The sequence below is a fragment of the Pseudomonas triclosanedens genome, assembly GCF_026686735.1.
GTDB lineage: Bacteria > Pseudomonadota > Gammaproteobacteria > Pseudomonadales > Pseudomonadaceae > Pseudomonas > Pseudomonas triclosanedens.
This window is the reverse complement of sequence record NZ_CP113432.1, coordinates 3,958,068-3,985,036: the sequence shown is the minus strand read 5'-3', so window position 1 is coordinate 3,985,036 and position 26,969 is coordinate 3,958,068. Positions and strand designations below refer to the sequence as shown.

The 26,969-nt window shown below is 63.4% G+C and carries 24 protein-coding genes; 4 read left to right on the top strand and 20 right to left on the bottom strand.

All coding sequences use genetic code 11. From position 1 onward, the window contains the following. Positions 1-90: 90 nt before the first annotated feature. From anr to ccoN (OU419_RS18355), 15 genes are all read right to left on the bottom strand, one after another. A complete protein-coding gene (gene anr / locus OU419_RS18425) occupies positions 91-825 on the bottom strand; it encodes a transcriptional regulator Anr (RefSeq protein ID WP_254475782.1) in 735 nt (244 codons plus the stop codon). 250 nt (positions 826-1,075) lie between these two features. Continuing rightward, positions 1,076-2,458, bottom strand: coding sequence for an oxygen-independent coproporphyrinogen III oxidase (gene hemN, locus OU419_RS18420; protein WP_254475780.1), 1,383 nt, complete (start codon positions 2,456-2,458; stop codon positions 1,076-1,078). Positions 2,459-2,530: 72 nt separating this feature from the next. Then, positions 2,531-3,256 carry a sulfite exporter TauE/SafE family protein gene (locus tag OU419_RS18415; RefSeq protein ID WP_254475778.1) on the bottom strand — a complete coding sequence of 242 codons (726 nt, stop codon included), beginning with the start codon at positions 3,254-3,256 and terminating at the stop codon, positions 2,531-2,533. Next, on the bottom strand, positions 3,249-3,455 hold the full coding sequence (gene ccoS, locus OU419_RS18410) for a cbb3-type cytochrome oxidase assembly protein CcoS (protein ID WP_254475776.1): 207 nt from the start codon (positions 3,453-3,455) through the stop codon (positions 3,249-3,251). Before ccoS ends, OU419_RS18415 begins: the two co-directional genes overlap by 8 nt. 20 nt (positions 3,456-3,475) lie before the next feature. Beyond that, complete coding sequence (locus tag OU419_RS18405; protein WP_254475774.1) at positions 3,476-5,935, bottom strand: heavy metal translocating P-type ATPase; 2,460 nt, start codon at positions 5,933-5,935, stop codon at positions 3,476-3,478. Further along, positions 5,932-6,477, bottom strand: a complete 546-nt coding sequence (locus tag OU419_RS18400; protein ID WP_254475772.1) for a FixH family protein — start codon at positions 6,475-6,477, stop codon at positions 5,932-5,934. The genes OU419_RS18405 and OU419_RS18400 overlap by 4 nt, the downstream gene beginning before the upstream one ends. A gap of 128 nt (positions 6,478-6,605) precedes the next feature. Further along, positions 6,606-8,021: a cytochrome c oxidase accessory protein CcoG gene (gene ccoG, locus OU419_RS18395; RefSeq protein WP_254475770.1), complete on the bottom strand. Its 1,416-nt coding sequence runs from the start codon at positions 8,019-8,021 to the stop codon at positions 6,606-6,608. Positions 8,022-8,231: 210 nt separating this feature from the next. Beyond that, positions 8,232-9,206: a cytochrome-c oxidase, cbb3-type subunit III gene (gene ccoP / locus OU419_RS18390; RefSeq protein ID WP_254475768.1), complete on the bottom strand. Its 975-nt coding sequence runs from the start codon at positions 9,204-9,206 to the stop codon at positions 8,232-8,234. Next, on the bottom strand, positions 9,203-9,394 hold the full coding sequence (locus OU419_RS18385) for a cbb3-type cytochrome oxidase subunit 3 (RefSeq protein ID WP_254475766.1): 192 nt from the start codon (positions 9,392-9,394) through the stop codon (positions 9,203-9,205). The genes ccoP (OU419_RS18390) and OU419_RS18385 overlap by 4 nt, the downstream gene beginning before the upstream one ends. Positions 9,395-9,400: 6 nt before the next feature. Further along, the gene (gene ccoO, locus OU419_RS18380) at positions 9,401-10,009 is read right to left on the bottom strand and encodes a cytochrome-c oxidase, cbb3-type subunit II (RefSeq protein WP_254500559.1); all 609 of its coding nucleotides are present in this window, start codon (positions 10,007-10,009) and stop codon (positions 9,401-9,403) included. Further along, entirely contained in the window at positions 10,009-11,451 is a 1,443-nt protein-coding gene (gene ccoN / locus OU419_RS18375) for a cytochrome-c oxidase, cbb3-type subunit I (protein ID WP_254476837.1), read from the bottom strand. Before ccoN (OU419_RS18375) ends, ccoO (OU419_RS18380) begins: the two co-directional genes overlap by 1 nt. A gap of 344 nt (positions 11,452-11,795) precedes the next feature. Continuing rightward, positions 11,796-12,719, bottom strand: coding sequence for a cytochrome-c oxidase, cbb3-type subunit III (ccoP, locus tag OU419_RS18370; RefSeq protein WP_254476836.1), 924 nt, complete (start codon positions 12,717-12,719; stop codon positions 11,796-11,798). After that, on the bottom strand, positions 12,716-12,907 hold the full coding sequence (locus tag OU419_RS18365) for a cbb3-type cytochrome oxidase subunit 3 (RefSeq protein WP_254476835.1): 192 nt from the start codon (positions 12,905-12,907) through the stop codon (positions 12,716-12,718). The genes ccoP (OU419_RS18370) and OU419_RS18365 overlap by 4 nt, the downstream gene beginning before the upstream one ends. 5 nt (positions 12,908-12,912) lie before the next feature. Further along, positions 12,913-13,521 carry a cytochrome-c oxidase, cbb3-type subunit II gene (gene ccoO / locus OU419_RS18360; protein ID WP_254500558.1) on the bottom strand — a complete coding sequence of 203 codons (609 nt, stop codon included), beginning with the start codon at positions 13,519-13,521 and terminating at the stop codon, positions 12,913-12,915. Positions 13,522-13,531: 10 nt separating this feature from the next. After that, positions 13,532-14,956: a cytochrome-c oxidase, cbb3-type subunit I gene (gene ccoN / locus OU419_RS18355; RefSeq protein WP_254476749.1), complete on the bottom strand. Its 1,425-nt coding sequence runs from the start codon at positions 14,954-14,956 to the stop codon at positions 13,532-13,534. Positions 14,957-15,070: 114 nt separating this feature from the next. On the opposite strand from ccoN (OU419_RS18355), the gene OU419_RS18350 reads away from it, so the two are divergent. After that, on the top strand, positions 15,071-15,769 hold the full coding sequence (locus OU419_RS18350; RefSeq protein ID WP_326494057.1) for an alpha/beta fold hydrolase: 699 nt from the start codon (positions 15,071-15,073) through the stop codon (positions 15,767-15,769). Between the two features lie 492 nt (positions 15,770-16,261). Here the strand turns inward: OU419_RS18350 and OU419_RS18345 are convergent, their stop codons facing one another. Next, positions 16,262-17,827 carry a methyl-accepting chemotaxis protein gene (locus tag OU419_RS18345; RefSeq protein ID WP_254476750.1) on the bottom strand — a complete coding sequence of 522 codons (1,566 nt, stop codon included), beginning with the start codon at positions 17,825-17,827 and terminating at the stop codon, positions 16,262-16,264. Between the two features lie 198 nt (positions 17,828-18,025). After that, positions 18,026-20,758 carry an aconitate hydratase AcnA gene (acnA, locus tag OU419_RS18340; protein ID WP_254476751.1) on the bottom strand — a complete coding sequence of 911 codons (2,733 nt, stop codon included), beginning with the start codon at positions 20,756-20,758 and terminating at the stop codon, positions 18,026-18,028. 329 nt (positions 20,759-21,087) lie between these two features. Between acnA and rlmM the strand changes: the two genes are divergently transcribed. Further along, the gene (rlmM, locus tag OU419_RS18335) at positions 21,088-22,155 is read left to right on the top strand and encodes a 23S rRNA (cytidine(2498)-2'-O)-methyltransferase RlmM (protein WP_254476752.1); all 1,068 of its coding nucleotides are present in this window, start codon (positions 21,088-21,090) and stop codon (positions 22,153-22,155) included. A gap of 100 nt (positions 22,156-22,255) precedes the next feature. Further along, positions 22,256-23,134, top strand: a complete 879-nt coding sequence (locus OU419_RS18330) for a MaoC family dehydratase (RefSeq protein WP_254500557.1) — start codon at positions 22,256-22,258, stop codon at positions 23,132-23,134. Positions 23,135-23,150: 16 nt separating this feature from the next. Here OU419_RS18330 and OU419_RS18325 read toward each other — a convergent pair whose 3' ends face one another. Next, positions 23,151-24,707 carry an alpha/beta hydrolase gene (locus tag OU419_RS18325; protein WP_254476754.1) on the bottom strand — a complete coding sequence of 519 codons (1,557 nt, stop codon included), beginning with the start codon at positions 24,705-24,707 and terminating at the stop codon, positions 23,151-23,153. A 151-nt stretch (positions 24,708-24,858) separates the two neighbouring features. Between OU419_RS18325 and tusA the strand changes: the two genes are divergently transcribed. Continuing rightward, on the top strand, positions 24,859-25,098 hold the full coding sequence (gene tusA / locus OU419_RS18320; protein WP_254476755.1) for a sulfurtransferase TusA: 240 nt from the start codon (positions 24,859-24,861) through the stop codon (positions 25,096-25,098). 193 nt (positions 25,099-25,291) lie between these two features. Here tusA and OU419_RS18315 read toward each other — a convergent pair whose 3' ends face one another. Then, positions 25,292-26,107, bottom strand: coding sequence for an ABC transporter permease (locus tag OU419_RS18315; RefSeq protein ID WP_254476756.1), 816 nt, complete (start codon positions 26,105-26,107; stop codon positions 25,292-25,294). 12 nt (positions 26,108-26,119) lie between these two features. Beyond that, entirely contained in the window at positions 26,120-26,956 is an 837-nt protein-coding gene (locus OU419_RS18310) for an ABC transporter permease (protein WP_254476757.1), read from the bottom strand. Between the last annotated feature and the right edge of the window lie 13 nt (positions 26,957-26,969).

Sequence of the window (26,969 nt, the reverse complement as noted above, 5' to 3'; positions counted from 1 at the left end):
AGTATAACGGGCCCGCCTGTTGGCGAGCCCGTTTTCGATGACCGGAAAGTCGCATCGGGTCTGCCGCTTCGGTCTGGCAGACCCTGCGGATCAGCTTTCCAGTTGCCCACCTGCCAGGGCGCACAGCTCGATGGAGTCGAGGATGTGCACTTCCTTGCCTTCAGCGGCGATCAGGCCGTTCTGCTGAAAGCGAGTGAACACCCGGGAGACGGTTTCCACCGCCAGCCCCAGGTAGTTGCCAATCTCATTACGCGACATGGCCAGGCGGAACTGCTGCGCAGAGAAGCCACGGGCGCGGAAGCGGGCGGAGAGGTTGACCAGGAAGGTGGCGATGCGCTCGTCCGCGGTCTTTTTCGACAGCAGCATCATCATCTGCTGGTCGTCGCGGATCTCACGGCTCATTACGCGCAGCAGTTGGCGGCGCAGTTGCGGCAGTTGCTCGGACAGCTCATCCAGGCGCTCGAACGGAATTTCGCAGACGGAGGTGGTTTCCAGGGCCTGGGCGGATACCGGATAGCTCTCGGTGTCCATGCCCGACAAGCCGACCAGTTCGCTGGGCAGATGGAAGCCGGTGATCTGTTCTTCACCGTTGTCGGTGATGCTGAAGGTCTTCAATGCGCCGGAGCGAACCGCGAAGACAGAACCGAAGGAATCGCCCTGGCGGAACAGGAACTCGCCCTTCTTCAGGGGGCGGCCACGCTTGACGATCTCATCGAGAGCGTCCATGTCGGTAGAGTTCAGCGACAGGGGCAGGCACAGCGGCGCCAGGCTGCAATCCTTGCAGTGCGCTTGAGGCAGGGCGCGCACTTTGATGGTTTCGGCCATTGATGGTTCCTTGAGTGGGAAGGCACACAAAAACCAAGGGTAACGCAGACGGGAGATTGGACGCCAGCCGCCAGCCCCTCTGAATGGCCGGTTTGGAAATGAGGGGGGCGGCTGTCGGTGTCTGGAAGGAGGGAAGTTCTTGCGCAAACGGCTGATACAGGGCCGTCCAGGCTGTAAGAAAGTCTTGACACATTCTGTAGCAATGGGTGCGACAGTTATGCTCGACCTTTTGTCGAGTGGCACAGGGTTGTCAGATCACTCGCGAGAACCGCTGCAGGTTCTGAGTGGGCAGGTAACGATCGAACAGCATGCAGAGGCTTCGCACGAGCAGGCGACCTGATGCGCTGACGTCTATGCCGCTCGGGCTGAGACTGATCAGACCGTCGGCGGCAAAGCGCTCCAGTTCCGGCCATACGTCGTTGAAGTAACCGCGGAAGTCGATGTTGAAGAGTTCCTCGATCTCTTCGAAGTCCAGTTGGAAATGGCAGATCAGTTGCTGGATCACTGCGCGACGGACGATGTCGTCCTTGCTGCAGTGCAGGCCGCGGCGAGTCGGCAACTGATTCTGATCAAGCGAACTCTGGTAGTCGGCGATATCGCTGCTGTTCTGGCTGTAGAGCTCGCCGATCTGGCTGATCGCTGAAACGCCCAAGCCAACCAGATCGCAGTGACCGTGGGTGGTGTAGCCCTGAAAGTTGCGTTGCAGAGTACCGTCTTCCTGGGCCATCGAAAGCTCGTCGTCTGGCAGGGCGAAGTGGTCCATGCCGATATAACGGTAGCCGGCGGCTTCCAGTTGTTCGGTAGTGCGCTGCAGTATTTCCAGCTTTTGCCCTGGGGTGGGCAGGTCGTCGGCGTTGATGCGCCGCTGAGGCATGAAGCGTTCCGGCAGGTGCGCGTAGTTGAACACCGACAGGCGGTTGGGTTGCAGCGCGATTACCTGCTCCACGGTGTGGGCGAAGCTGTCGGGGTCCTGCTTGGGCAAGCCGTAGATGAGGTCGATGTTGATGGAGCGGTACTGCAGGGTACGCGCGGCGTCGATGACGGCGCGGGTCTCGTCGAGGCTCTGCAGGCGATTGATCGCTTGCTGCACTTCCAGGTTGAAATCCTGTACGCCGAGACTGACCCGGTTGAAGCCCAGCTCCCTGAGCAGGCCCATCGTGGACCAGTCCGCTTCGCGCGGGTCGATTTCGATACCGTAGTCGCCGGAGTCGTCGTCCAGCAGGTTGAAGTGGGTGCGCAGTTGTCCCATCAGTTCGCGCAGTTGGCCGGGGCTGAGGAAGGTCGGGGTACCGCCGCCGAAATGCAATTGCTCAACTTCCTGCTTGCGGCCCAGGTGACGGCTGACGATCTCGATTTCGCGGATCAGGCGTGCGAGGTAGGGCGCGCTACGCCCGCGGTCCTTGGTGATGACTTTGTTGCAGGCGCAGTAGTAGCAGATGTTTGCGCAGAACGGGATGTGCACGTAAAGCGAGAGGGGGCGTTGCGCCTTCTGGCTATCACGCAGCGCGTGCAGCAGGTCGAAGGGTCCGACTCCTTCGTGGAACTGCACGGCTGTGGGATAGGAGGTGTAACGCGGGCCGGACAGATCGTAGCGGCGTATTAGATCTGCGTCCCAGCGAATATTGTCGAGCATGCCGAAGTCCCCGGTTGGCGAGCTTTTCCCGCGCAGTCTAGGGAGAGTCCGACAAGGGGCTGTTGACCTGTATCAAACGGCTCCATTGTGGAGCTGGGCCGCACTGGAATGCATCTCGTGGCCCATGATCCAGGCCTGGTGCGGCCCAGGCAGTGTCCACAGGCCGAACAGGATCACCAGTACGCCGCCCGCTACCCGGACGCTGCGCTTGCGGAGCAGGGCGGTGATGCGTTCCGCCGCGAGCCCAGTGGCCAGCAGTACCGGCAAGGTCCCCAGGCCGAATGCCAGCATCAGCAGGGCGCTGTCGATGGCCGAGCCCTGGCTGGTTGCCCAGAGCAGGGTGCTGTAGACCAGACCGCATGGCAGCCAGCCCCAGAGCGCGCCCAGCAGCAGCGCGCGCGGCACGCTGGCAACCGGCAGCAGGCGACTGGCGATGGGTTGGATATGCTTCCACAGGCCTTGGCCAAGTCCTTCGATGCGGGTCAGTCCGCTCCACCAGCCGGCGAGATAGAGGCCCATGACGACCAGCAGGAGTCCGGCGACGACACGTAGCGCCGAAGCGAATGGGGTACGGGCGACAGCCCAGCCGGCGAGGCCCAGCAACAGGCCCGCGCAGGCGTAGCTGAGGATGCGGCCGAGATTGTAGGCAAGCAGCAGGCGTAGGCGTCTGGCGCGCTGTTCCGGCGGGATTGCCATCGTCAGCGCTCCCATCAGGCCGCCGCACATACCCAGGCAGTGGCCACCACCCAACAGTCCGATAATGAGCGCCGACGCCAGCAGTGGCGCCAACTCAGGCATCGCGCTGGTCCTTCTGCTCCTGGCCTTCTGCTTCGTCGATGCCGGCCTGGTGCTTGGGGTCTTCGTCGTCGAACAGGATGCTGTGTGCAGGGCCGTCCATGTCGTCGTACTGGCCGCTGTTCACCGCCCAGAAAAGAACCCAGATGCAGACGCCGACGATCAATACGGCGATGGGGATCATGACGTAGAGTGCGGGCATATCTACTCCGTCGGGTCGCGCTATTGCGCCGGTTCCGCCGCTAGGCGCTGGGTTGTCGCTGCCGAAGCGGCGCTGCCTTTGGGCACACGGGTCAGACGCAGGGCGTTGAGCACTACGGTCAGCGAGCTGATCGACATGCCGACCGCAGCCCACACCGGGGTGATCCAGCCGAGGGCGGCGAACGGCAACATGAGGCCATTGTACAGCCCGGCCCAGATCAGGTTCTCGATGATCACCCGGCGGGTGCGACGGGCAAGGCCGAAAGCCTGCACCAGGCTGTCCAGGCGATTGGACAGCAGCACCGCGTCAGCGCTGGTCTTGGCTAGGTCGGTGGCCGACCCCATAGCGACGCTGATGTCGGCGGCTGCGAGCACCGGGACATCGTTCACGCCATCGCCGAGCATCAGCACGCGGTGCCCTTGCTGGTGCAGTTGCCGGAGGACTTCCAGCTTGTCGTCGGGCCGCAGGCCGCCTCGGCAATCATCGATTCCCAGCTCGGCAGCCACTCGGCCGACCATTGCTGAGCTGTCCCCCGATAGCAGCAGGGTGCGCCAGCCGCGCGCGCGGCAGGCATCGAGCAGGGCGGCGGCATCCTCGCGGATGCGGTCGTCGAGCACCAACCAGGCGAGAGGTCCGCTGTTATCGCCGAGCAGCAGCCACTGGCCGGGCTCCTGCGGGTGGGCAGGGGCGGATGCTCCGCTCAGGGCGCAGACGAATGACGGCTCGCCAATTCGCAGGTGCCTTTCACCAACACGGCCTTCGAGACCCAGGCCCGGATGGCTCTCGACGCCCTCGGCAGGCTGTGGTGCGCGACCGAAGGCGCGTGCGATAGGGTGTTCGGAGCGATTTTCCAGGGCGGCGGCGAGCGCCAGACAGGTATCGGCATCGAGTCTCGCCAGCGGCCTTACTGCGCGCAGGGTCAGACAGCCTTCGGTGAGGGTGCCGGTCTTGTCGAAAATCACTGTATCGATGTGGTTCAGACCCTCCAGCACGTGACCGCGGGTGAGCAGCAGGCCGAGCTTGTGCAGTGTGCCGGTAGCGGCTGTGAGGGCGGTGGGCGTCGCCAGGGACAGCGCACAGGGGCAGGTTGCGACCAGCATCGCCAGTACTACCCAGAACGCACGAGAGGCATCGTGCTGCCACCAGAACAGACCCACCAGCGCGGCCAGAACCAGCAGGGCGATGAGGAACCATTGCGCGGCCTTGTCGGCGAGCTCGGCCAGGCGCGGCTTGTCCGATTGCGCGCGTTCGAGCAGGCGGACGATGGCGGAAAGGCGGCTGTCACCACCCAGGGCGCTGACTTGCACGGTCAGCGGGCCTTCCACGTTCAGGGTGCCGCCGGTGACGCTGTCACCGACCTGGCGCGGTTGTGGCAGGTACTCGCCGGTGAGCAGGGACTCGTCGACACTTGACTGACCTTCGAGGATCAGGCCGTCGGCGGGGACTACGGCGCCGGGCTGGATCAGTACGCGATCACCCAGCTTCAGTTCGCTGAGCAGTACCCGGCTGCTCTGGCCGTGCTCATTCAGGCGCAGGCAGGAAGCGGGTAAGAGATTGACCAGTTGTGCGGTCGCTGCCGCAGTACGCTCGCGGGCACGGCGCTCCAGGTAGCGTCCAGTGAGCAGGAACAGCGCGAACATGCCGACTGCGTCGAAATATAGATCGCCGCTGCCAGTGATTGCGGTCCAGATGCCGGCCAGATAGGCACCGCCAATGGCCAACGACACCGAGACGTCCATCGTCAGGTGGTGGGTGCGGAGATCGCGGACTGCGCCTCTGAAGAATGGTTGGCAGGAATAGAAGACGATGGGAGTGGTGAGGAGCATCGCTACCCAGCGCAGGATTTCGTGAAGTTCCGGGCTCAGGTCGATATTGAATTCCGGCCAGGTGGCCATCGTGGCCATCATCGCCTGGAACCATAGAAGTCCCGCAACACCCAGTTGGCGCAGCGAGCGGCGATTCTCTTCGTGCAGTTGCTCCGCGGCGCGATCTGGCTGATAGGGGTGGGCGGCGTAGCCGATCTTGCGTAATTCTGCGAGCAGGGCGCTCAATGGCATCTGGCTGTCGGACCAGCGCACGTGGAGGCGGTGGTTGGACAGATTGAGGCCGGCTTCGGCGATGGCTGGCAGCCTCTTCAGGTGCTTTTCGATCAACCAGCCGCAGGCGGCGCAACTGATGCCCTCCATGATCAGCGTGGTTTCGGCCAGTTCACCCTGGTGCTGGACGAAGGGCTGCTGGACGTCGGCGCGGTCGAACAGTGCCAATTCGTCGCTCAGTTGCTCGGGCAGCGCGTCGGGATTGGGTGCTGCCTCGGTGCGATGGCGATAGTAGCCTTCCAGGCCGCCAGCGACGATGGCCTCGGCTACCGCCTGGCAGCCGGGGCAGCAGAATTCGCGAGTTGCGCCGAGGACCTGCGCAGTGAAGCGACTGCCGGGAGGAACCGGCAGGGCGCAGTGGTAGCAGGGGAGGGGGGCGCTCATGGGCGCTCGGCTTCGTCTCCGTTGAGGGGCTCGTCACCGAGGACGAACGAACCGCCTGGGGCGACCTTTTCTTCTTCGAACAGGCGCCAAGCCTGACCCTGCTCTTCACCCAGCAGCTCGACGAAGCGGCGACCCTTGACGGCAGCATCAAGGCTGCCGGTATAGCGACCTGCTTCGACAGGGCTGGGCAGCAGGTCAATGTGCTTGTCCTGGGACTCCAGGGTTGGCGAAAGCAGGTTGAGCGTCAGTTTTTCCGGGCGGCTGTCGCCGGAAAGGCGCAGGTCGATTTCGCCGGTCAGCTCATCGAAGCTGATCTTCGCCTGCAACTTGAGTTTCTGTGCCAGGTGTTCGCGATCCAGCGAGCGGTTGATACCTTTGCCGGCTTCGTAATAGTTGTCGCTGACCAGGGAGTCCTGGTTGTTCACTGCGATGTTCACCATCAGCAGGCTGAGGAACACCGAGGTGGCGATCATGCCGATGATGATCCACGGCCAGACGTGCTTGTACCAGGGTTCTACGGACGGAGTGGTGGCCGGCTGCATGATCTCGTTCTCTCGGTGGGTATTGGGCGGACAGGCCACCTGACAGTTATGGCGGGCAAATTCTACGTGCTTCGGACAGGGCTGGCACCCCATGTGCAACATGGGGTGCCAATTCGTTCAGCTGCGGTTCAACGAACTCGCGGTCCGATGAAACGACTCGAAGATTCCTTGCTGATCGACGGATCGTCCACCGACTGGATGGTGAAGCTGATCTCGTTGGTGGTAGAGGGCAGCTTGTCCGGGTCGATGGATAGCTCCACCGGCATGCTGAGTATGTCGCCGGCGTCGACCGAGACTTCCTGCTTGCCTTCAAGCTTCAGGCCTTCCAGGCCCTTGGCGCCAAGTACGTAAGTATGAGCCTTCTGGTCCTTGTTCATGATCTTAAGGCTGTACACGTTCTCGATGCGGCCCTCGGCGTTCTCGCGGTAGAGCACGCGGTCCTTGCTGACGTCAAAGCCCACCAGCGGGCGAATGATCACGGCGGTGATCAGCAGGCTGATCATCACGCACAATGCAATGGCGTAACCAATCAGGCGCGGGCGCACCAGGTGCGTTTTCTGTCCGGAAAGGTTGTGCTCGGTGGTGTAGCTGATGAGACCGCGCGGGTAGTTCATCTTGTCCATGATGGCGTCGCAGGCGTCGATGCAGGCTGCGCATCCGATACACTCGATCTGCAGGCCGTCGCGGATGTCGATGCCGGTCGGGCAGACCTGTACGCACATGGTGCAGTCGATGCAATCGCCCAGACCCTGGGCCTTGTAGTCGACATTCTTCTTGCGCGGGCCGCGTGTTTCGCCGCGGCGCGGATCGTAGGAGACGATCAGTGTGTCCTTGTCGAACATCACGCTCTGGAAGCGCGCGTACGGGCACATATAGATGCACACGTTCTCCCGCAGCCAGCCGGCGTTGCCGTAGGTGGCGAGGGTGAAGAAGCCTACCCAGAAATAGGCCCAGCCATCGGCCTGGCCGGTAATCATGTCGCTAAGCAGTTCGCGAATGGGTGCAAAGTAGCCGACGAAGGTGAGGCCGGTGACCAGGCCGATCAGCAGCCAGAGGCTGTGCTTGGCCAGCTTGCGCACGAACTTGTTGCCGCTCATGGGCGCCTTGTCGAGCTTCATGCGCTGGTTACGATCACCTTCGGTGATCTTTTCGCACCACATGTAGATCCAGGTCCAGACGCTCTGCGGGCAGGTGTAGCCGCACCAGACACGCCCGGCAAAGACGGTTATGAAGAACAGGCCAAAGGCGCAGATGATCAGCAGGCCGGATAGCAGAATGAAGTCTTGCGGCCAGAATGTTGCGCCGAAGATATAGAACTTTCTTTCAGGTAAATCCCACCACACCGCCTGACGACCATTCCAGGTCAGCCATACGGTTCCAAAATAGAGGAGGAACAGGAATGCACCCCCCAGCATGCGGAGGTTGCGGAAAAAACCGGTGAAGGCTCGGGTATATACCTTTTCCCGAGAGGCATAGAGGTCGACGCTTTCGTTACCGCCCTTGGCAGGCGGTGTTACGTCTTTGATGGGAATCTGTTTGCTCATCAGTGCGTACCACGGCAGTGGGAGGGCGCCCTGTCAGTACATGCCGACAGGGTCAGAAATATGCTTGCACGCCTAACAATGATACGGCTTGAAGGGTGCTGCAACGGTGCGACCGTTGGTCACAGAGAAAAGTATGGTGTCTGAAATAGAGCGGCGCCGGTGTAGAAACCGGCGCCGCAGGATGTTGCTTTGGTGTAGGAAATAGGAGGCTTATTCAGCGCTCTTCTCGCCTTCGCCGTGGGAGAGGCTGTATACGTAGGCAGCCAGGAGGTGCACCTGGTCTTTACCCAGACGCTCCAGTTGGGCCGGCATCTGGCCCTGGCGGCCGTAACGGATGGTTTGTTGCAGTTGAGCGAAGCTCGAGCCGTAGATAAACGCCGCCGGATGGGTCAGGTTTGGCGCGCCCATAGCAGCCGTACCTTTGCCTTCCGGGCCGTGGCAAGCCACGCAGTTGGTCTGGAAAATCTTTTGACCGTTGGCGACCTGCTCGTCAGTCACGCCTTCCGGCAGCTTGCGGCCGTCCAGTTTGGTGGTGACAAAAGCAGCTACGTCGTGAACGCCAGCATCTCCCAGCACATCGCCCCAGGCCGGCATGGCCGCATGGCGACCGCCTTCGATGGTAGCGATAATGTCTTTTGGCTCGCCACCCCAGCGCCAATCGGCGTCGGTCAGGTTCGGGAAGCCGTGAGCGCCCTTGGCGTCGGAGCCGTGGCATACGGAGCAGTTGGAGGCGAACAGGCGGTTACCCATTTTCAGGGCCTGCTCGTCCTTGGCTACTTCCTCTACCGGCATGGCGCCGAATTTGGCGAAAATCGGACCGTATTTCTCGTCCGCCTTGGCCATTTCCTTTTCCCACTGGTGAACGCCAGTCCAGCCCGGTTCGCCGTTGGCGAACGCTTTGCCTTCGGAAACTTCCGAGTAGCCCGGCAGCAGGCCTTTCCAGTTGCCCAGGCCCGGGTAGAGGGCCAGGTAGCCTAGGGCGAAAACGAAGGTGGCGACGAACAGCATGAACCACCACTTGGGCAGCGGATTGTCATACTCCTCGATGCCATCGAAGGAGTGACCGACAGTCTCGTCGGTCGCTTCGTTACGCTGGCCGCGGCGGGTGGCGAACAGCAGCCACGCCAGGGCGAAGATGGTGCCCAGGGTAAGTACGGTGACGTACAGACTCCAGAAGGTTGTCATTCTTTGTTGCTCCTAGAAGCTTGCTCTTGCTCGACGTGCTTTTTGGCTACCGGGTCATCCGCGAACGGCAGCAGCGCGTCCTCGTCGAAACGCTGCTTGCGCTTGCCGCTGAAGGCCCAGAGCAGTACGCCGATGAAGGCGACCATCACTACTACGGTGCCGATACCACGAATGGTCCCGATATCCATCACATGTCACCGTTTGCTCTTGATGATGGTGCCGAGGCCTTGCAGGTAGGCGACGACAGCATCCATCTCGGTCTTGCCCTTGACGGCATCACGTGCACCGGCGATGTCCTCGTCGGTGTAAGGCACGCCCATGGAGCGCATTACTTCCATTTTCTTCGCTGTGTCCTTGCCATCGAGCTTGTTCTCGACCAGCCAGGGGTAGGCGGGCATCTTGGACTCAGGCACTACGTTGCGCGGGTTGTACAGGTGCGCACGGTGCCAGTCGTCCGAGTAGCGGCCGCCGACGCGGGCCAGGTCCGGACCGGTACGCTTGGACCCCCACAGGAACGGGTGGTCCCAGACGCTCTCGCCGGCGACGGAGTAGTGGCCGTAGCGTTCGGTTTCGGCGCGGAACGGACGAACCATCTGCGAGTGGCAGCCAACGCAGCCTTCACGGATATAGATGTCGCGGCCTTCGAGTTCCAGCGCGGTGCGCGGCTTCATGCCTTCGACCGGCTTGTTGGTCACGTCCTGGAAGAACAGCGGGACGATCTGGGTCAGGCCGCCAATGCTCACGGCGATGACCATGAAGAAGGCCAGCAGGCCGATGTTCTTCTCGACTGCTTCGTGCTTCATCAGTGAGCTCCTACAGCGGGGATCTGGGCGGCGGCATCGGCGTCAGCCTGCTTGTAACCGCGCACAGTACGGAAGGTGTTGTAGGCCATCAGCAGCATACCGCTGGCGAAGAAGAATCCGCCCAAGGCACGAACCATGAAGCCCGGGTGGCTGGCCTGCAGGGCCTCGACGAAGGAGTAGGTGAGGGTGCCGTCGGCGTTCACCGCGCGCCACATCAGGCCCTGAGTGATGCCGTTGACCCACATCGAGGCGATGTACAGAACGGTACCGATGGTCGCCAGCCAGAAATGCGCGTTGATCAGGCCAACGCTGTGCATCTGCTCACGGCCAAAGACCTTCGGAATCAGGTGGTACAGGGAGCCGATGGAGATCATCGCCACCCAGCCCAGAGCGCCGGCGTGTACGTGGCCGATGGTCCAGTCCGTGTAGTGCGACAGAGAGTTGACGGTCTTGATGGCCATCATCGGGCCTTCGAAGGTGGACATGCCGTAGAAGGCGAGGGAGACCACCAGGAAGCGCAGGATCGGGTCGGTACGCAACTTATGCCAGGCACCCGATAGGGTCATCATGCCGTTGATCATGCCGCCCCAGCTCGGCGCCAGCAGGATCAGGGACATCACCATGCCCAAGGACTGTGCCCAGTCCGGCAGGGCGGTGTAATGCAGGTGGTGCGGACCGGCCCAGATGTAGAGGGTGATCAGCGCCCAGAAGTGCACGATGGACAGGCGATAGGAGTAGACCGGACGCTCAGCCTGCTTCGGAACGAAGTAGTACATCATCCCGAGGAAGCCGGTGGTCAGGAAGAAGCCCACGGCGTTGTGGCCGTACCACCACTGGATCATAGCGTCGGTCGCACCGGCGTAGATCGAGTAGGACTTGAACCAGCTTACCGGGATCTCCAGGTTGTTAACGATGTGCAGCATCGCGGTGACCACGATGAATGCGCCGTAGAACCAGTTACCCACGTAGATGTGCTTGGTCTTGCGCTTGAGGATGGTGCCGAAGAACACAACTGCGTAGGTGATCCAGACGATGGCCAGCAGGATGTCGATCGGCCACTCCAGTTCGGCGTACTCCTTGGAGGAGGTGTAGCCCAGCGGCAGAGTGATGCCGGCCAGCACGATCACGGCTTGCCAGCCCCAGAAGGTGAAAGCGGCCAGGCTGTCGGAAACCAGACGGGTCTGACAGGTGCGCTGGACAACGTAGTAGGAGGTGGCGAACAGAGCACAGCCGCCGAAGGCGAAGATCACCAGGTTGGTGTGAAGCGGACGCAGGCGTCCGAAGCTGGTCCAAGGGAGGTCCAAGTTCAGCTCGGGCCACACAAGCTGTGAGGCGATGAAGACACCGAGCCCCATTCCAAGTATCCCCCAGACCACCGTCATGATGGCGAACTGGCGGATGACCTTATAGTTATAAGCAGTCGGACTGATTGCTGTGCTCATTCTAAGGTTCCACGGTTTTTGGGTATTTAGGGACAAAAAAGCGGCGGCAAGTATGGAGAAAGCAGGTAGGCAATGCAACGCGACGGGACTGGGCCCGCGGCCTGTTGGATGCCTGCTTCTGAGCCGTTTGGGATGCCGCTGCGCGGTCCGCTCGATTGGCCCGGGCAACCGGATGACCCGATGGGATGTAGGGTCGAGTTGCTTCTGTTGCCAGTTTGCGAATCAACAGCAGCTTAGACGGGAACCTTCAGGGTGTGAAGGAAACGCCCTACAAGGGTGCGACACTTCGTCGCGTTAGGCGGGGAGGGTTGCTCGCGCCCGGAAAGGGCGCGAGCGGAGGGTTATTACTTGGCTTGTCCGGAAATGTTGTAGATGTAGGCAGCCAGGATGCGCACCTTGTCCTTGCCCAAGTATTGCTCCTGAGCCGGCATCTGGCCCTGGCGACCGTGACGGATGGTTTGCTGCAATTGTGCGTAGCTCGAACCGTAGATGAAGGCGCCCGGGTGAGTCAGGTCTGGTGCGCCCATTATCGGATTACCCTTGCCTTCCGGACCGTGGCAGGCAACACAGGTCGTGGCGAACACCTTGCTACCGTTATCGACCTGCTCTTCAGTTACGCCTTCCGGCAGCTTACGTCCATCCAGCTTGGTGGTGACGAAGGCGGCTACGTCTTGCACGCCTTTCTCACCCAACACCTCACCCCATGCCGGCATGGCTGCATGGCGACCGCCGAGAATGGTGGTTTCGATGTCCTGGGCGGTGCCGCCCCAGCGCCAGTCGTTGTCAGTCAGGTTGGGGAAGCCAACTGCACCCTTGGCGTCGGAACCGTGACAGATCGAGCAATAAGTGGCGAACAGGCGTTCCCCCATCTTGATTGCTTGCGGATCCTTGGCGATTTCCTCCACGGGCATGGCGGCATATTTGGCGAAGATCGGACCATATTTCTCAGCGGCCAGTTTCTCCTCGCGCTCCCATTGTTTGTCCTGGGTCCAGCCGCCTTCGTAACCTGGCAGCAGGCCCTTCCAGGTACCCAGGCCCGGGTATAGGGCCAGGTAGCCAGCGGCGAACACAATGGTTCCGACGAACAGCAGGAACCACCACTTGGGCAGAGGGTTGTCGTACTCCTCGATTCCATCGAAGGAGTGACCCATAGTCTTGTCGGTAGTGCCGGCGGATTCGCCGCTGCGGGTGGCGAAGACCAGCCACAGCAAGGCGATCAGCGATCCGACAGTGAGAACGGTGATGTACAGACTCCAGAAGGTAGTCATGCGTTGTTGCTCCTAGAAGCTTGCTCTTGCTCGACGTGCTTTTTGGCTACCGGGTCATCCGCGAACGGCAGCAGCGCGTCCTCGTCGAAACGCTGCTTGCGCTTGCCGCTGAAGGCCCAGAGCAGTACGCCGATGAAGGCGACCATCACGATGACGGTGCCGAAGCCGCGAATAGTCCCGATATCCAAGGCCGTCACCGCTTGTTCTTGATGGAGGTGCCGAGGACTTGCAGGTAGGCGACCAGTGCGTCCATTTCAGACTTCCCTTTGACGGAGTCGCTGGCACCTGCGATGTCTTCCTCGGTGTAAGGCACGCCCATGGTGCGCATTACTTCCAGTTTCTTCGCCGTGTCCTTGCCATCGAGCTTGTTCTCGACCAGCCAGGGGTAGGCGGGCATCTTGGACTCAGGCACTACGTTGCGCGGGTTGTACAGGTGCGCACGGTGCCAGTCGTCCGAGTAGCGGCCGCCGACGCGGGCCAGGTCCGGACCGGTACGCTTGGACCCCCACAGGAACGGGTGGTCCCAGACGCTCTCGCCGGCGACGGAGTAGTGGCCGTAGCGCTCGGTCTCGGCGCGGAACGGGCGGATCATCTGCGAGTGGCAGCCAACGCAGCCTTCGCGGATGTACACGTCACGGCCTTCCAGTTGCAGGGCGGTGTAGGGCTTCATGCCCTCCACTGGCGTGTTGGTCACGTCCTGGAAGAACAGCGGGACGATCTGGGTCAGGCCACCGATGCTCACGGCAACCGCCATGCACAGTGCCAGCAGGCCGACGTTCTTCTCGAGTACTTCGTGTTTCATGCCGGTCTCCTCAGGCCATCTGCGCCGCGGCTTGCATTTCAGCCGGCTTGGCGGCTGCTACGGTGCGGTAGGTGTTGTAGGCCATGACAAGCATGCCCAGCAGGAACACCGCACCACCGACCATCCGCACGATGTAGCCGGGGTGGCCTGCGGCCAGAGCTTCGACGAAGGAGTAGGTGAGGGTGCCGTCAGCGTTCACCGCGCGCCACATCAGGCCCTGGGTGATGCCGTTGACCCACATCGAGGCGATGTACAGAACGGTACCGATGGTCGCCAGCCAGAAGTGGGTGTTGATCAGGCCAACGCTGTGCATATGTTCGCGACCGAACACTTTCGGGATCATGTGGTACAGCGAGCCGATGGACACCATCGCTACCCAACCCAGAGCGCCGGCGTGTACGTGGCCGATGGTCCAGTCCGTATAGTGGGAAAGCGCGTTGACGGTCTTGATGGCCATCATCGGGCCTTCGAAGGTGGACATGCCGTAGAAGGCGAGGGAGACCACCAGGAAGCGCAGGATCGGGTCGGTGCGCAGCTTATGCCAGGCGCCGGAGAGGGTCATCATGCCGTTGATCATGCCGCCCCAGCTCGGAGCCAGCAGAATCAGGGACATCACCATGCCCAGGGACTGTGCCCAGTCCGGCAGGGCGGTGTAGTGCAGGTGGTGCGGACCGGCCCAGATGTAGACGGCGATCAGCGCCCAGAAGTGCACGATGGACAGGCGATAGGAGTAGACCGGACGCTCAGCCTGCTTCGGAACGAAGTAGTACATCATGCCCAGGAAGCCGGCGGTCAGGAAGAAGCCTACGGCGTTGTGGCCGTACCACCACTGGATCATGGCGTCGGTCGCGCCGGAGTACAGGGAGTAGGACTTGGTCAGGCTGACCGGGATCTCCATGTTGTTGACCACGTGCAGCAGGGCCACGGTGAGGATGAAGCCGCCAAAGAACCAGTTGCCCACGTAGATGTGCTTGGTCTTGCGCTTCATTAGCGTGCCGAAGAACACGATGGCATAGGAAACCCAGACGACGGTGATCAGGATGTCGATCGGCCATTCCAGCTCGGCGTACTCCTTGGAGGAGGTATAGCCGAGAGGCAGGCTGATCGCAGCCAGCAGGATCACCAGTTGCCAGCCCCAGAAGGTGAAGGAGGCGAGGGTGTCTGAGAACAGGCGGGTCTGGCAGGTCCGCTGTACCGCGTAGTAGCTGGTGGCGAACAGTGCGCAGCCGCCGAAGGCGAAGATCACCGCATTGGTGTGCAGCGGGCGCAGACGGCCGAAGCTGGTCCACGGCAAGCCGAGGTTGAGTTCCGGCCACACCAGTTGCGCGGCGATCAGGACACCGACGGCCATGCCGACGATCCCCCACACCACTGTCATAATGGCGAACTGGCGGACCACCTTATAGTTATAAGCGGTCTGATTGGTTGTGCTCATTTATGGGCTTCCATCCACGGTTATGGGCTATGCCCATCCCGGCAGGTTTTTCACGGCAGATGCCGCCCCTCCCCCTTGGGATAGGTACTAATTACGGAATTAGCGGAGTGAAGGATGGATAAAGGCCCCTTCCGGAATATTGATTCGGATCAACAGCGGTCGGAGACCTCCGTCGCGATTGCCTGCGGTGCTTTGTCGCTGCTGCGGAACCAACCGGGCGGCGATCTGTCAGCCACGCTGGTTCTGGCCCACGGCGCCGGAGCGCCGATGGACAGTCCTTTCATGAACGAAATCGCCTCGCGTCTCGCTGCTCGGGGCGTCGCGGTAGTGCGCTTCGAATTCCCCTACATGGCCCAACGTCGCGAGGATGGTCGGCGACGTCCGCCGAATCCGCAGCGACAGTTGCTGGAGTGCTGGCGCTCGGTCTACGCGTCGGTACGTGCCGAGGTGGCAGGGCCGCTAGCCATCGGCGGCAAATCCATGGGTGGACGCATGGCCAGCCTGTTGGCGGACGAGCTTGGGGCCGATGCGTTGGTCTGCCTTGGTTATCCGTTCTATGCCGCGGGCAAGCCGGAGAAGCCACGAGTGGATCATCTTGCCGAATTGAAGACGCCGACCCTGATCGTCCAGGGCGAGCGTGATGCGTTGGGAGATCGACCCACCGTCATGCAGTACAACCTGTCGTCATCCATCCGGTTGCACTGGCTGGCCGCTGCCGATCACGATCTGAAACCACTGAAGGCATCCGGCTATACGCATACGCAGCATCTGGACACGACGGCGGATCAGGTCGCGGCGTTCCTGCGCCGGTAAGGACGGAGGCGCCTTGTGATGCCTCCGGTCTCTCCCGTTCACGGCCTTTGCGCACCAGCGTCCACCATTGAGTCTTGGTCTTTGGCTGGCGGTATCGTCGTGCTGGCAGGTTTCAGCTCATCCAGCAGATCGTGGCTGAATAGCCGTTCACTCCAGACGCGAATCTCAGAAGCTGTTAATGGCCCGAGACATGGTTGTCAGACCAGCCAAGCACAAGTCAGGAGCGCCAGAACTCTTCCCATAGATGTATCGGCTCTATCTGCACGTGCCACGATGGTGCTCAGTGAACTGGACATGTTCGGGACTCTTCCAGGTTGAGCGAGCCATTGTGTGGGTATTCCGGACGTCTTGTGCATCGTATTCACAGAAACTGCCCTATTGGGCCACGGTGCATGGCGCGGGTCTGGAGTCGCGCTGGGCAGGTGAGCTTCGGGGCGAGCATAAGAAAAAGCCCGTCATGGGACGGGCTCTTTTCATCGCAACAGTCTGGCCTCAGCGATTGAAACGCTCCACCAGCGAGTACTGGTGCTGTGCGGTCTGGGTCAGTTCCTCGCTGAGCAGTGCGGTGCGCTGGGCCTCGCCGGAAGTCTGATCGGCAAGGTCGGCGATGGTGCTGATGTTGCGGTTGATTTCCTCGGCCACTGCGCTCTGTTCTTCGGCAGCGGCGGCGATCTGGGTGGTCATCTCGGTGATGTTGGCCACAGCGTCGCTGATGCCAACCAGCGCGTCGTCGGCGCGCAGCACGCGCTCCACGCCCTCGTCGGCCTGGCGCCGGCCCGCTTCCATCGCGCGTACGGCTTCGGTGGCGGTGTTCTGCAGGTTGGCGATCAACTGGTGGATCTGCCCGGTGGACTCGGCGGTGCGCTGCGCCAGCGAGCGCACCTCGTCGGCCACCACGGCGAAGCCGCGCCCCATTTCGCCTGCCCGCGCTGCTTCGATGGCGGCGTTGAGGGCCAGCAGGTTGGTCTGGTCGGCGATACTCTTGATCACATCCACCACGCCGCCGATCTCGTCGCTGTCGCGGGCAAGCTGGCTGACCGCTTCACCGGTTTCACCCACCGAGTCGGACAGGCGCTGCATGGCCTCGCGGGTTTCCGCAGCGATCAGACGGCCCTGGCTGGTCAGGTCATTGGCCTGGCGGGTGGCATCGGCGGTGCGCTGTACATTGTCGGCCACTTCCTGGGTGGTGGCCGCCATCTGATTGACCGCGGTTGCCACCTGTTCGGTTTCCTGGCGCTGGCGGTCGAGCCCGGCGGAGCTGTGATGCGCCAGGGTATCGGCCTGGCGAGCCTGCTCGGTGAGCGATTCGGCGCTGTCCTGAAGGCGGGTGAGGCAGGTCTTCAGGCGTGCTTCCTGGCTGAGGATGGACATCTCCAGCCGCGCCTGTGCGCCGCGACTGTCGGTGTACATCTGCGCGATCAGCGGGTCGGAGGTAGTCTGCTCGGCCAGGCGCAGCAGACGTTTCAGGCCGCGCTGTTGCCAGCCCAGCCCGGCGAGCCCCAGCGGAATCGACAGCACGGCGGCGAGCAGGAAGCCCCAGTGCGAGTTCAGCCAGGCGCCGATCAGGAAGGCGATCTGGCCGATCAGGATGAACGGCAGCCAATCCAGCAGCACCGGTAGCCAGCGGTCGCGAGTTGGGATGGCCGCCTTGCCGGCATTGATCCGCGCGTACAGCGCCTCGGCGCGGCGAACCTGTTCGGCGGTGGGTTTTACCCGTACTGACTCGTAGCCGACGATCTCGTTGCGTTCATAGACCGGCGTGACGTAGGCGCTGACCCAGTAGTGATCACCATCCTTGCAGCGGTTCTTGACGATCCCCATCCACGGGCGCCCCTTCTTCAGGGTGCCCCACATGTGCGCGAACACCGCCGGCGGAACGTCCGGGTGACGAACGAGGTTGTGCGGCGCGCCAACCAGTTCTTCGCGGGAGAAACCGCTGATGGCCGTGAAGGCGTCGTTGGCGTAGTTGATCACGCCACGGGCATCGGTAGTGGAGATCAGGCGCTGTTCGGCGGGGAAGGTGCGTTCACGCTGGGTGATTGGCTGGTTATTGCGCATGTACAAAGGGTTCCACAGCAGAAGCGAATCAATTGGTCAGGTTATCGGCCGCCGGCTCCGAAAGTTGATGGCCATTACAGAAAAATGTCAGGGGGCTTCAGGAGGGGTGACGATGGCTGCGTGCCATCAGTCACGGAGCGGAGAGAAACTGTCGCGCGGCGCCCCCTGGCGGGGCGCCGCGCCGTTTCCCGAGATGTTTCAGATCAGGCTGCGCAGCACGTAATGCAGGATGCCGCCAGCCTTGAAGTACTCGACTTCGTTCTGGGTATCTATGCGGCAGAGCACCTCGAAACTCTCCTGGCGACCGTCTTCGCGCGTCACCCCGATCTTGAGGTTCATGTGCGGTTTCAATTCGCCGGAAAGGCCGCTGATGCTCAGCACTTCATTGCCGCTGAGTTTCAGCGTCTTGCGGTCCTGGCCATCCTTGAACTGCAGCGGCAATACGCCCATGCCCACCAGGTTGGAACGGTGGATGCGCTCGAAGCTTTCGGCGATCACCGCTTTGACGCCCAGCAGGTTGGTGCCCTTGGCCGCCCAGTCGCGGGACGAGCCGGTGCCGTACTCCTTCCCGGCGACGATCACCAGTGGCGTGCCATCCTGCCGGTAGCGCATCGCGGCGTCGTAGATCGCTAGCTTGTCGCCTGTCGGTACGTAGAGGGTGTTGCCACCTTCCTCACCGCCGAGCATCTCATTCCTGATGCGGATGTTGGCGAAGGTGCCGCGCATCATCACCTCATGGTTGCCGCGCCGCGAACCGTAGGAGTTGAAGTCCGCATAGGCCACACCGTGTTCGCTGAGGTAGCGGCCGGCGGGGCTGTCCTTCTTGATGTTGCCGGCGGGGGATATGTGGTCGGTGGTCACCGAGTCGCCGAGCAGCGCCAGGATGCGCGCCTCGTGGATGTCCTCGATCTTCGGCGGCGCCTCGGCGATGTGCTCGAAGAACGGCGGATGCTGGATGTAGGTGGAGTCGTCCTGCCAGGTGTAGGTCTTGGCGTCCGGCACCTGGATGGCGCGCCATTTCTCGTCACCCTGGAAGACTTCGGCGTACTCCTTGTGGAACATCTCGGTGTCGACCTTCTGGATTGCCTCGGCAATTTCCTGCTGGCTGGGCCAGATATCGCGCAGGTAGACCGGCTGGCCATCCTTGCCGGTGCCCAGCGGGTCTTTCGACAGGTCGGTGCGCACCGTTCCGGCGAGGGCATAGGCCACCACCAGCGGCGGCGAGGCCAGCCAGTTGGTCTTCACCAGCGGGTGTACGCGGCCCTCGAAGTTGCGGTTGCCCGATAGCACCGAGGCGACGGTCAGGTCAGCCTGCTGGATGGCCTTCTCGATCGGCTCCAGCAGCGGCCCGGAGTTGCCGATGCAGGTGGTGCAGCCATAGCCGACCAGATCGAAGCCCAGTTCGTCCAGGTAGCGCGTCAGGCCGGCGGCTCGGAAGTAATCGGTGACCACCTTCGAACCCGGCGCCAGCGAACTCTTGACCCACGGCTTGCGCTGCAGGCCCTTTTCCAGCGCCTTTTTCGCCAGCAGGCCGGCGGCCATCATCACGCTGGGGTTGGAGGTATTGGTGCAGGAGGTAATGGCGGCGATCACCACCGCGCCGTTCTTCAGCCGGTAGGTGTGGCCGTCGTGCTGGTAATCCGCCTCGCCGCTCGCTACCGAGGCACCCACTGCCGCACCACCGCCGCCCTCGCTGAGCAGGCGGCCTTCCTCGGTGGAGGCGGGCTTGATCTGCAGGCCGAGGAAATCATCGAAGGCCTTGCTCACCTGGGGCAGGGCAACGCGGTCCTGCGGGCGCTTCGGGCCGGCGAGGCTGGCTTCGACCTCGCCCATGTCCAGTTGCAGCGTGTCGGTGAATACCGGCTCGTGGCCCTTCTCGCGCCACAGGCCCTGTGCCTTGCTGTACGCCTCCACCAGCTTGACTGTCTCATCCGGGCGGCCGGACAGGCGCAGGTAGCCCAGGGTGATCTCGTCCACCGGGAAGAAGCCGCACGTGGCGCCGTATTCCGGGGCCATGTTGGCGATGGTGGCACGATCGGCCAGGGGCAGGTCGGCCAGGCCGTCACCGTAGAACTCGACGAACTTCCCGACCACGCCTTTCTTGCGCAGCATCTGGGTGACGGTAAGCACCAGGTCGGTGGCAGTGATGCCTTCCTTCAGCTTGCCGGTGAGCTTGAAGCCGATCACCTCGGGAATCAGCATCGATACCGGCTGGCCGAGCATGGCCGCTTCGGCCTCGATGCCGCCGACGCCCCAGCCGAGCACGCCGAGGCCGTTGATCATGGTGGTGTGGGAATCGGTGCCGACCAGCGTGTCGGGGAAGGCGTAGGTGCGGCCGTCCTCGTCCTTGGTCCACACGGTACGTCCCAGGTATTCCAGGTTCACCTGGTGGCAGATGCCGGTGCCCGGTGGCACCACGCGGAAGTTGTCGAAGGCGTTCTGGCCCCAGCGCAGGAAGGCGTAGCGCTCGCCGTTGCGCTCCATCTCGATCTCGACGTTCTGCGCGAAGGCTGACTGGCTGGCGAACTTGTCGACCATCACCGAGTGGTCGATGACCAGGTCGACGGGGGAGAGCGGATTGATCTTCTGCGGGTCGCCGCCGGCCTTGGCCATTGCGTCGCGCATGGCGGCCAGGTCGACGACGGCCGGTACGCCGGTGAAGTCCTGCATCAGCACGCGGGCGGGACGGTACTGGATCTCGCGCTCGGAGCTGCGGGTCTTCAGCCAGCCGGCCAGCGCTTTGAGATCGTCGCCGGTGACGGTGCTGCCGTCTTCCCAGCGCAACAGGTTTTCCAGCAGGACTTTCAGGGACATCGGCAGTTTGCCCAGGTCTCCCAGGCTCTTCGCCGCTTCGGGCAGGCTGTAGTAGTGATAGGTCTTGCCGGCGACCTCAAGGGTACGCAGGCTGTTCAGGCTATCCACTGCGGGCATGACATTCTCCTCAGGCTTGGATTCTGCTGTGATCGGCAATGCGTCGCCGATACTCGGCGAAGGTCGGACCCAGGGGCCTGATCCATCGCAGAAGAAACGCGATGGGCATCGATCTCCGCCACGCAGGGCAATCACCGGGCGCCGGTCGGCGGGCGGTGAACCGGAACACACAAGCTAGACCGCTCTCCCGTGGATTGCCATCTGTTCTGGACCGTCCGTGCCCGCGCCGGGTTCCTGGCATTTTGTGTCCGTGGATGGAGAGCTCCCGCGAAACCGCATGCAAAGCTCAGTGGGCGGGTTCTATAGTGCGTGGCCGAGGAGGCATCCCGATGAATACCCTGTTACTGCACTGTCGCCCGGGCTTCGAAGGTGAGGTTTGCGCCGAGCTTTCCGAACATGCCGCGCGCCTGGATGTTCCGGGCTATGCACGGGCCAGGCCATCGACCGCCTACGCAGAGTTCGTCTGCCAGGACGCCGCTGGCGCCGAGCGCCTGATGCGTCAGTTGCGCTTCGGCGAGCTGATCTTTGCCCGCCAGTGGGCCAGGGGCGCGGGTTTCGCCGCGCTACCGGAGCAGGACCGCATCGGCGCGCTCCTCGCCGTGCTCGCAGGCTTCCCGGTGTGTGGCAGTCTCTGGCTGGAAGTGTTCGATACCAATGACGGCAAGGAGCTTTCAACCTTCTGCCGCAAGTTCGAGAAGCCGCTGCGTACCGCGCTGCTCAAGGCCGGCAGGCTGGTGGAAGACCCCGGCCTGCCACGCCTGCTGCTGACCTTCCGTTCTGGCCGCGAGGCGTTCATCGGCCTGGCCGAGTCGCGCAACTGCGCCATGTGGCCGATGGGCATCCCGCGCCTGAAGTTCCCCCGCGAGGCGCCCAGCCGCTCGACGCTGAAGCTGGAAGAGGCCTGGCACCACTTCATTCCCCGCGCCGACTGGGATCGGCGCCTGGCACCGGGCATGCTGGCGGTCGACCTGGGCGCGTCGCCCGGCGGCTGGACCTGGCAACTGGTCAATCGCGAAATGCGCGTTACCGCGGTGGACAACGGGCCGATGGCGGAAGACCTGATCTACTCCGGGCTGGTCGATCACCAGCGCGTCGACGGCTACGCCTTCCGGCCTCGCCAGCGGGTCGACTGGATGGTGTGCGACATCGTCGAAAAGCCTGCCCGCACGGGCGCGCTGATGGAAACCTGGATTGGCGAAGGGTTGTGCCGCGAGGCCATCGTCAACCTCAAACTGCCGATGAAGCAGCGTTATGCCGAGGTGCGGCGCATCCTTGACCGCCTGCACGAGTCCTTCCGCCAGCGGGGCCTGAAGGTGCAGATCGGCTGCAAGCAGTTGTACCACGACCGCGAAGAGGTGACCTGCCATCTGCGCCGCCTGGAGAAGGGCGAGCGTTGACGACCCGCGCCTGCTTGGCAGCGCCACCCGACCTTTGGTGGCTTGCCGCGCCGCGCGGCATTGACCATGCTGTGCGGCGCGATTCTTTGCGGAGATGGTCGTGAAGCGAAAGTTGCCCTCCCTGCTGGGCAGTTACAGCCGCATGCTGCTGCCGCGCCGAGGTCTCGGCCGCGACGAGCGGGTGCCTTACCTGGCGATGGACAGCCGGACATTGCGTTTCGATCTGCGCCACCTGCGTGCCTATCGTGAGCACTTCGGCCTCGATCCTGCGCTTGGCGTGCCGTTGCTCTATCCCCAGGTGATCAGTCTGCCGTTGCATCTGCGCCTGCTCAGCCGCTCGCGCATGCCGCTCTCCGTGGTCGGCCTCATCCACCTGCGCAGCCACATCCAGCGCTATCGCTTCCTGCAGGAAAACGAGCCATTGCTGCTCGACTGCCGCATCCTCACCAGCCGTCGCAGCGAACTGGGGCTGGAGGTGGACGTGATGACCGAGGTGTGGCACCACGACATCCTCTATTGGCAGTCGATCACCACGTACCTGCGCCGCGGCGACTTCCTCGACCCGCAGGCGGAACCCGACCCACTGCCCGAGCGCGCCCAGTGGCGCACCCTCGAAGCACCGGCGCATGCTGGCGTGCAATGGCGCGTGCCGAAGATCGTCGGCTGGCGCTACGCGGGCCTGAGCGGCGACTTCAACCCGCTGCACCTGTCGCGCCTGATGGCGTCGCGCTACGGCTTTGGCAAGCCTTTCGCCCACGGCATGTGGGGGCTGGCGCGCAGCCTCACTGGCCGCCGGCTAGCCGAGCACGTACGCCTGGATGCGCACTTCAAGGCGCCGTTGCCGCTGGGCAGCCAGGTGCGCCAGAGTTATCGCCGCCTGGGCAAGAAGGAACAGTGGGCCTTGCTGCCGGCCGACGGCGAGGGTCAGCCGATGCTGCTGGCGCAACTGGACGAGGCACCGGACGGACCGTTGCGCTGATCCGGCTGCCGCATGGCTAGCGGTGTGCGGCGACGCGAGGCTGCAATGGCACCAGGCTGGGTAGCCTGACCTCGCCCTGCAACGCCACCGGCGACAGTCGCCAGGAGCTGTTGAACAGGTACTGGCCGCTGAACCCGCTCACCAGCAGGCCGATCTCGTCTCCCGGCGCGAGGCTGGCGCTGACAGCGTTCAGGCGTGTGCTGCCGTGGTTCGCCAGCGGTTTAACCTGTTCGTCCAGGCGCCGAGTGCGCCCGTCGGCGCTACGAATCGCCAGGGCGGCGAACAACTGTGCATCGGGCCGCTCCGCCAGCGGCTGGCCGAGGTGGACCTCCGCGCTGCCGAGCAGGGCGGTGCTTTCGTTTATGCGCTGCAAGGGGATGAACCGGGCAGGCTGGAGCAGGCCGCTGCTGGCCGGCCGGATGGTCGTGACGGGGAGTGTCACCGTCGGGCCGGGTGGCGGCAGGTCGCCGAGCGCCACGCCCTGGTCCAGGTCCAGGCTGATACACAGGTCTGGCACGCTGTCGGCAGCCCCGGCGTGGCCACGCAGTTTCTCGTCGTACCAGGCGATGATGCCCTGGTAGAGATTGATCGCCCGCGGGCCGCAGTGGATCACCGGTTCGTTGTTGAACGGCGGCAGACCGCTCCAGGCCTGCAGCGGTGGCGGCAGGATATGCCCGCCCTGCATGCCGAGCAGGCGCACATCGGCGTTGCCCCGGCGCAGGCACTGACGGATCTGCAGTCCCTGGTCCAGCGGGAACAGCGTATCGCGCAAACCCTGGATCAGCAGGGCGTCGGCGTGGGGCAGGCGGCCCTGCTCGCAGTAGCGCGACAGGCTGTGGTCGCTCAGTTCGGCCTGTACCGGCGCGGCCATGCGTCCACTGGCGGTGTGCAGGTAATCGGCCTGGATGAACTTGCCCAGGTCATAACCGGTGGCAAGGCCCAGGCTGACCAGCACGCCGCCCCAGCCGATCTTCAACTGCCCGTCCGGCGCCAGCGCATCGGCCAGGTCGTACCAGGTGGCGATGGGCACGATGGCATCGATGCGCGGGTCCTGCGCCGAGGCCAGCAACTGCACGGCGCCGCCGTAGCTTTCGCCGAGCATGCCCAGGCGCGGGTCGTTCGGCCCGTCCATCGTCAGGCGCGGCAGGTGCGCGGCGGCCCAGTCGATCACCGCGCTGGCGTCCTGCACTTCGAACTGCGGATTCATCATCTCGATGCGTCCGTCGCTGCCGCCCCAGCCGCGCTGGTCGTAGCTGACCACCCAGTAACCGGCCTTCCAGGCCTTGAGCGCGGCCCGCCCGGACATCATGTTCTTGCCGTAGTAGCCATCCGGCCCGGTGACGCGCCAACCGCCCCAGCCGTGGGTGTGCACCACCAGCGGCGCGGTCTGGCCCGCCTTGAGCGCAGGCTGGAACACCGTGGCGGAAAGCCTGGTGCCGTCGCGGGCGATGATCACCGCTTCGAACCAGGTGGCCGGGAGGTCCTGGCCGGAGGTTCCGCTGTAGTCGGGCAACTGGTCGCGGGCTGCGCAACCGGCAAGCAGCAGGAGGCAGAGACAGAGCAGGGCGCGCATCGAAACTCCGGGTGGACTAGCGGTGCGCCAGCATGCCCGGTGCCGGTGCGTGGTTCCCCCAACCAAGGTTGGGTGACCCGGACGGACGCGGGGTGACCGAGCGGTGCGCTTTGCGCGACAATGCGTCGATTAGTTTTTCTGGAGTTCCGCGATGTCCCAGCCTGTCGACGCGATTCTCGACGCCACCGGCCTGAACTGTCCCGAGCCGGTCATGATGCTGCACAACAAGGTACGCGACCTTCCGGCCGGCGGCTTGCTGAAGGTGATCGCCACCGATCCCTCCACCCGTCGGGACATTCCCAAGTTCTGCATCTTCCTCGGCCATGAGCTGGTCGAGCAGCAGGAAGAGGCGGGGACCTACCTGTACTGGATTCGCAAGAAGGCGGAGTGATCCGCCGGGGCTCTTCGTGCCCGATTCGCAGGATGAACACTTTGTAGGATGGGTGGAGCGCAGCGATACCCATGCTGTGTGCGCAGGAAATCGATGGGTATCGCTGCGCTCCACGCCATCCTACGTAGAGCTTCCCTGTGTGATTTTTGCGCGGCTGGGCGGCGTATGACTTCGATCGTCATACGCTTTGCCTTCAGCTGCCGACCGGCCGCGCCGCGAGCTTCTGGGCGATCATCCGCCCAATCAGCGCGACGAAGGTAAGCGCGATGAGCACCACCGAGATCGCCGCCACCGCCGGGTCGATGTTGTCACGCAGGCCCGACCAGATCTGCCGGGGCAGGGTGTTCACCTCGGTGCTGGTGACGAACAGCGTCACCGCGATCTCCTCCCACGAGAGCGCAAAGCACAGCAGCGCTGTGCTCGCCACGCCGAGCTTGAGGTTTGGCAACACCACCAGGAAGGTCGTCTGGCCCAGGCTGGCGCCGAGATTGCGCGCGGCCAGCTCGATGCGCCGATCCAGTTGGCTGAGGGCAACCAGCATGGTCACCACACCGTAGGGAACCACCATCACGATGTGCGCGACGGTCAGGCCGAACAGGGTGTCGTAGCCCAGGCCGGGGGCGAACTGGCTGACCTTGGTTTCCATGAAGTACAGGACCATCGCCGAGATCATCGGCGGGATTGCCATCGGCAGCAGCACCAGGCCGATCAGCAGGGTCGCCAGGCGCGAGCGCAGGTACCAGATGCCGAGGCTGAAACTCACTGCCAGCGCGGTGGCGATGATGCAGGTGGCCGTCGCGACGATCAGGCTCTGGCCAATCGCCGAGAGCCATTCCGGGCTGTCCAGCAGTGCCTGGTAATGGCGCAACGACCAGTTGCCGTTGGGCATCGACAGGAAGCGCTTGCCGGTGAAGGACACCGGGATTACCGCCAGCAGCGGGAAGACCATGAAGATCATCGCCATGGTCGCCAGCAGGCGGCTGGGGGCTTTGGTTTCGTGTGCGTTCATCTCTGCGGCTCCCTATCCCACCAGCTTGTCTACGCGGGTCATGCGCAGCAGCGCCCAGATCATCCCGCTGACCAGCGCCAGCAGTACCACCGATAGCGCCGCGCCCAGGCCCCAGTTGCTGGTCTGGAACATCTGCAGGTAGACGTACTCGGCGACCATCACCGTTTGCCCGCCACCAAGGATCGCCGGGGTGATGAAGAAGCCCAGGCAGAACACGAAGACGATGATGAAGGCGCCGAGGATGCCCGGGATGGTCTGCGGCACGAAGATGCTCCAGAACGTGCGCAGTTGCCCGGCGCCCAGGCCGCGGGCGGCGAGCAGCACGCGCGGGTCGAGGCGGCGCATGGTGGACACCAGCGGGAACAGCGCGAACGGCACCATGAAGTGGACCATGCCGATCACCACGCCCATCTCGTTGCGGGTGAGCTGCAACGGCTCGCTGGTGATGCCCAGGTACTGCAGCCAGTCGTTGAGCAGGCCGTTGCTGCGCAGGGCGATCAGCCAGCCGAAGGCGCGCACCAGCACTGACAGCCAGAACGGGATGAACACGCAGATTTCCACCACGCGCTGCCAGAACGGCGGGCTGTAGACCCAGCAGTAGGCCATCAGGTAGGCGATCACCAGGGAGATCACGCTGACCGTGGTGCACAGGCGGAAGGTTCGCCAGAGCACGTCGTGGATCGCCGGGTCCGTCATGATCCGCTGATACTGCTCGATCCCCGGCTCCGGCAGGGTGAAGCTCCAGCCGAGCACGCCGAGGAACGGCAGTACGTAGAACACGAAAAGGACGATCGGCAGCGGCAACAGCAGCGCGCCCAGCTTCAGCCGCGAGGGGGCGTTTTCGGCCATGACCTGCGCTCCG

Bases quoted from the DNA above. Each gene is read 5' to 3' on its own strand.
- ccoN (WP_254476749.1), bottom strand. From the start codon at position 14,956: ATGAGCACAACCAATCAGACCGCTTATAACTATAAGGTGGTCCGCCAG.
- OU419_RS18400 (WP_254475772.1), bottom strand. From the start codon at position 6,477: ATGCAGCCGGCCACCACTCCGTCCGTAGAACCCTGGTACAAGCACGTC.
- acnA (WP_254476751.1), bottom strand. From the start codon at position 20,758: ATGCCCGCAGTGGATAGCCTGAACAGCCTGCGTACCCTTGAGGTCGCC.
- tusA (WP_254476755.1), top strand. From the start codon at position 24,859: ATGTCCCAGCCTGTCGACGCGATTCTCGACGCCACCGGCCTGAACTGT.
- ccoG (WP_254475770.1), bottom strand. From the start codon at position 8,021: ATGAGCAAACAGATTCCCATCAAAGACGTAACACCGCCTGCCAAGGGC.
- OU419_RS18325 (WP_254476754.1), bottom strand. From the start codon at position 24,707: ATGCGCGCCCTGCTCTGTCTCTGCCTCCTGCTGCTTGCCGGTTGCGCA.
- OU419_RS18385 (WP_254475766.1), bottom strand. From the start codon at position 9,394: ATGGATATCGGGACCATTCGTGGTATCGGCACCGTAGTAGTGATGGTC.
- ccoN (WP_254476837.1), bottom strand. From the start codon at position 11,451: ATGAGCACAGCAATCAGTCCGACTGCTTATAACTATAAGGTCATCCGC.
- OU419_RS18350 (WP_326494057.1), top strand. From the start codon at position 15,071: ATGGATAAAGGCCCCTTCCGGAATATTGATTCGGATCAACAGCGGTCG.
- OU419_RS18315 (WP_254476756.1), bottom strand. From the start codon at position 26,107: ATGAACGCACACGAAACCAAAGCCCCCAGCCGCCTGCTGGCGACCATG.
- hemN (WP_254475780.1), bottom strand. From the start codon at position 2,458: ATGCTCGACAATATTCGCTGGGACGCAGATCTAATACGCCGCTACGAT.
- ccoS (WP_254475776.1), bottom strand. From the start codon at position 3,455: ATGCCCGCACTCTACGTCATGATCCCCATCGCCGTATTGATCGTCGGC.
- ccoP (WP_254476836.1), bottom strand. From the start codon at position 12,719: ATGACTACCTTCTGGAGTCTGTACATCACCGTTCTCACTGTCGGATCG.
- anr (WP_254475782.1), bottom strand. From the start codon at position 825: ATGGCCGAAACCATCAAAGTGCGCGCCCTGCCTCAAGCGCACTGCAAG.
- OU419_RS18415 (WP_254475778.1), bottom strand. From the start codon at position 3,256: ATGCCTGAGTTGGCGCCACTGCTGGCGTCGGCGCTCATTATCGGACTG.
- rlmM (WP_254476752.1), top strand. From the start codon at position 21,088: ATGAATACCCTGTTACTGCACTGTCGCCCGGGCTTCGAAGGTGAGGTT.
- ccoO (WP_254500559.1), bottom strand. From the start codon at position 10,009: ATGAAGCACGAAGCAGTCGAGAAGAACATCGGCCTGCTGGCCTTCTTC.
- ccoO (WP_254500558.1), bottom strand. From the start codon at position 13,521: ATGAAACACGAAGTACTCGAGAAGAACGTCGGCCTGCTGGCACTGTGC.
- OU419_RS18405 (WP_254475774.1), bottom strand. From the start codon at position 5,935: ATGAGCGCCCCCCTCCCCTGCTACCACTGCGCCCTGCCGGTTCCTCCC.
- ccoP (WP_254475768.1), bottom strand. From the start codon at position 9,206: ATGACAACCTTCTGGAGTCTGTACGTCACCGTACTTACCCTGGGCACC.
- OU419_RS18345 (WP_254476750.1), bottom strand. From the start codon at position 17,827: ATGCGCAATAACCAGCCAATCACCCAGCGTGAACGCACCTTCCCCGCC.
- OU419_RS18310 (WP_254476757.1), bottom strand. From the start codon at position 26,956: ATGGCCGAAAACGCCCCCTCGCGGCTGAAGCTGGGCGCGCTGCTGTTG.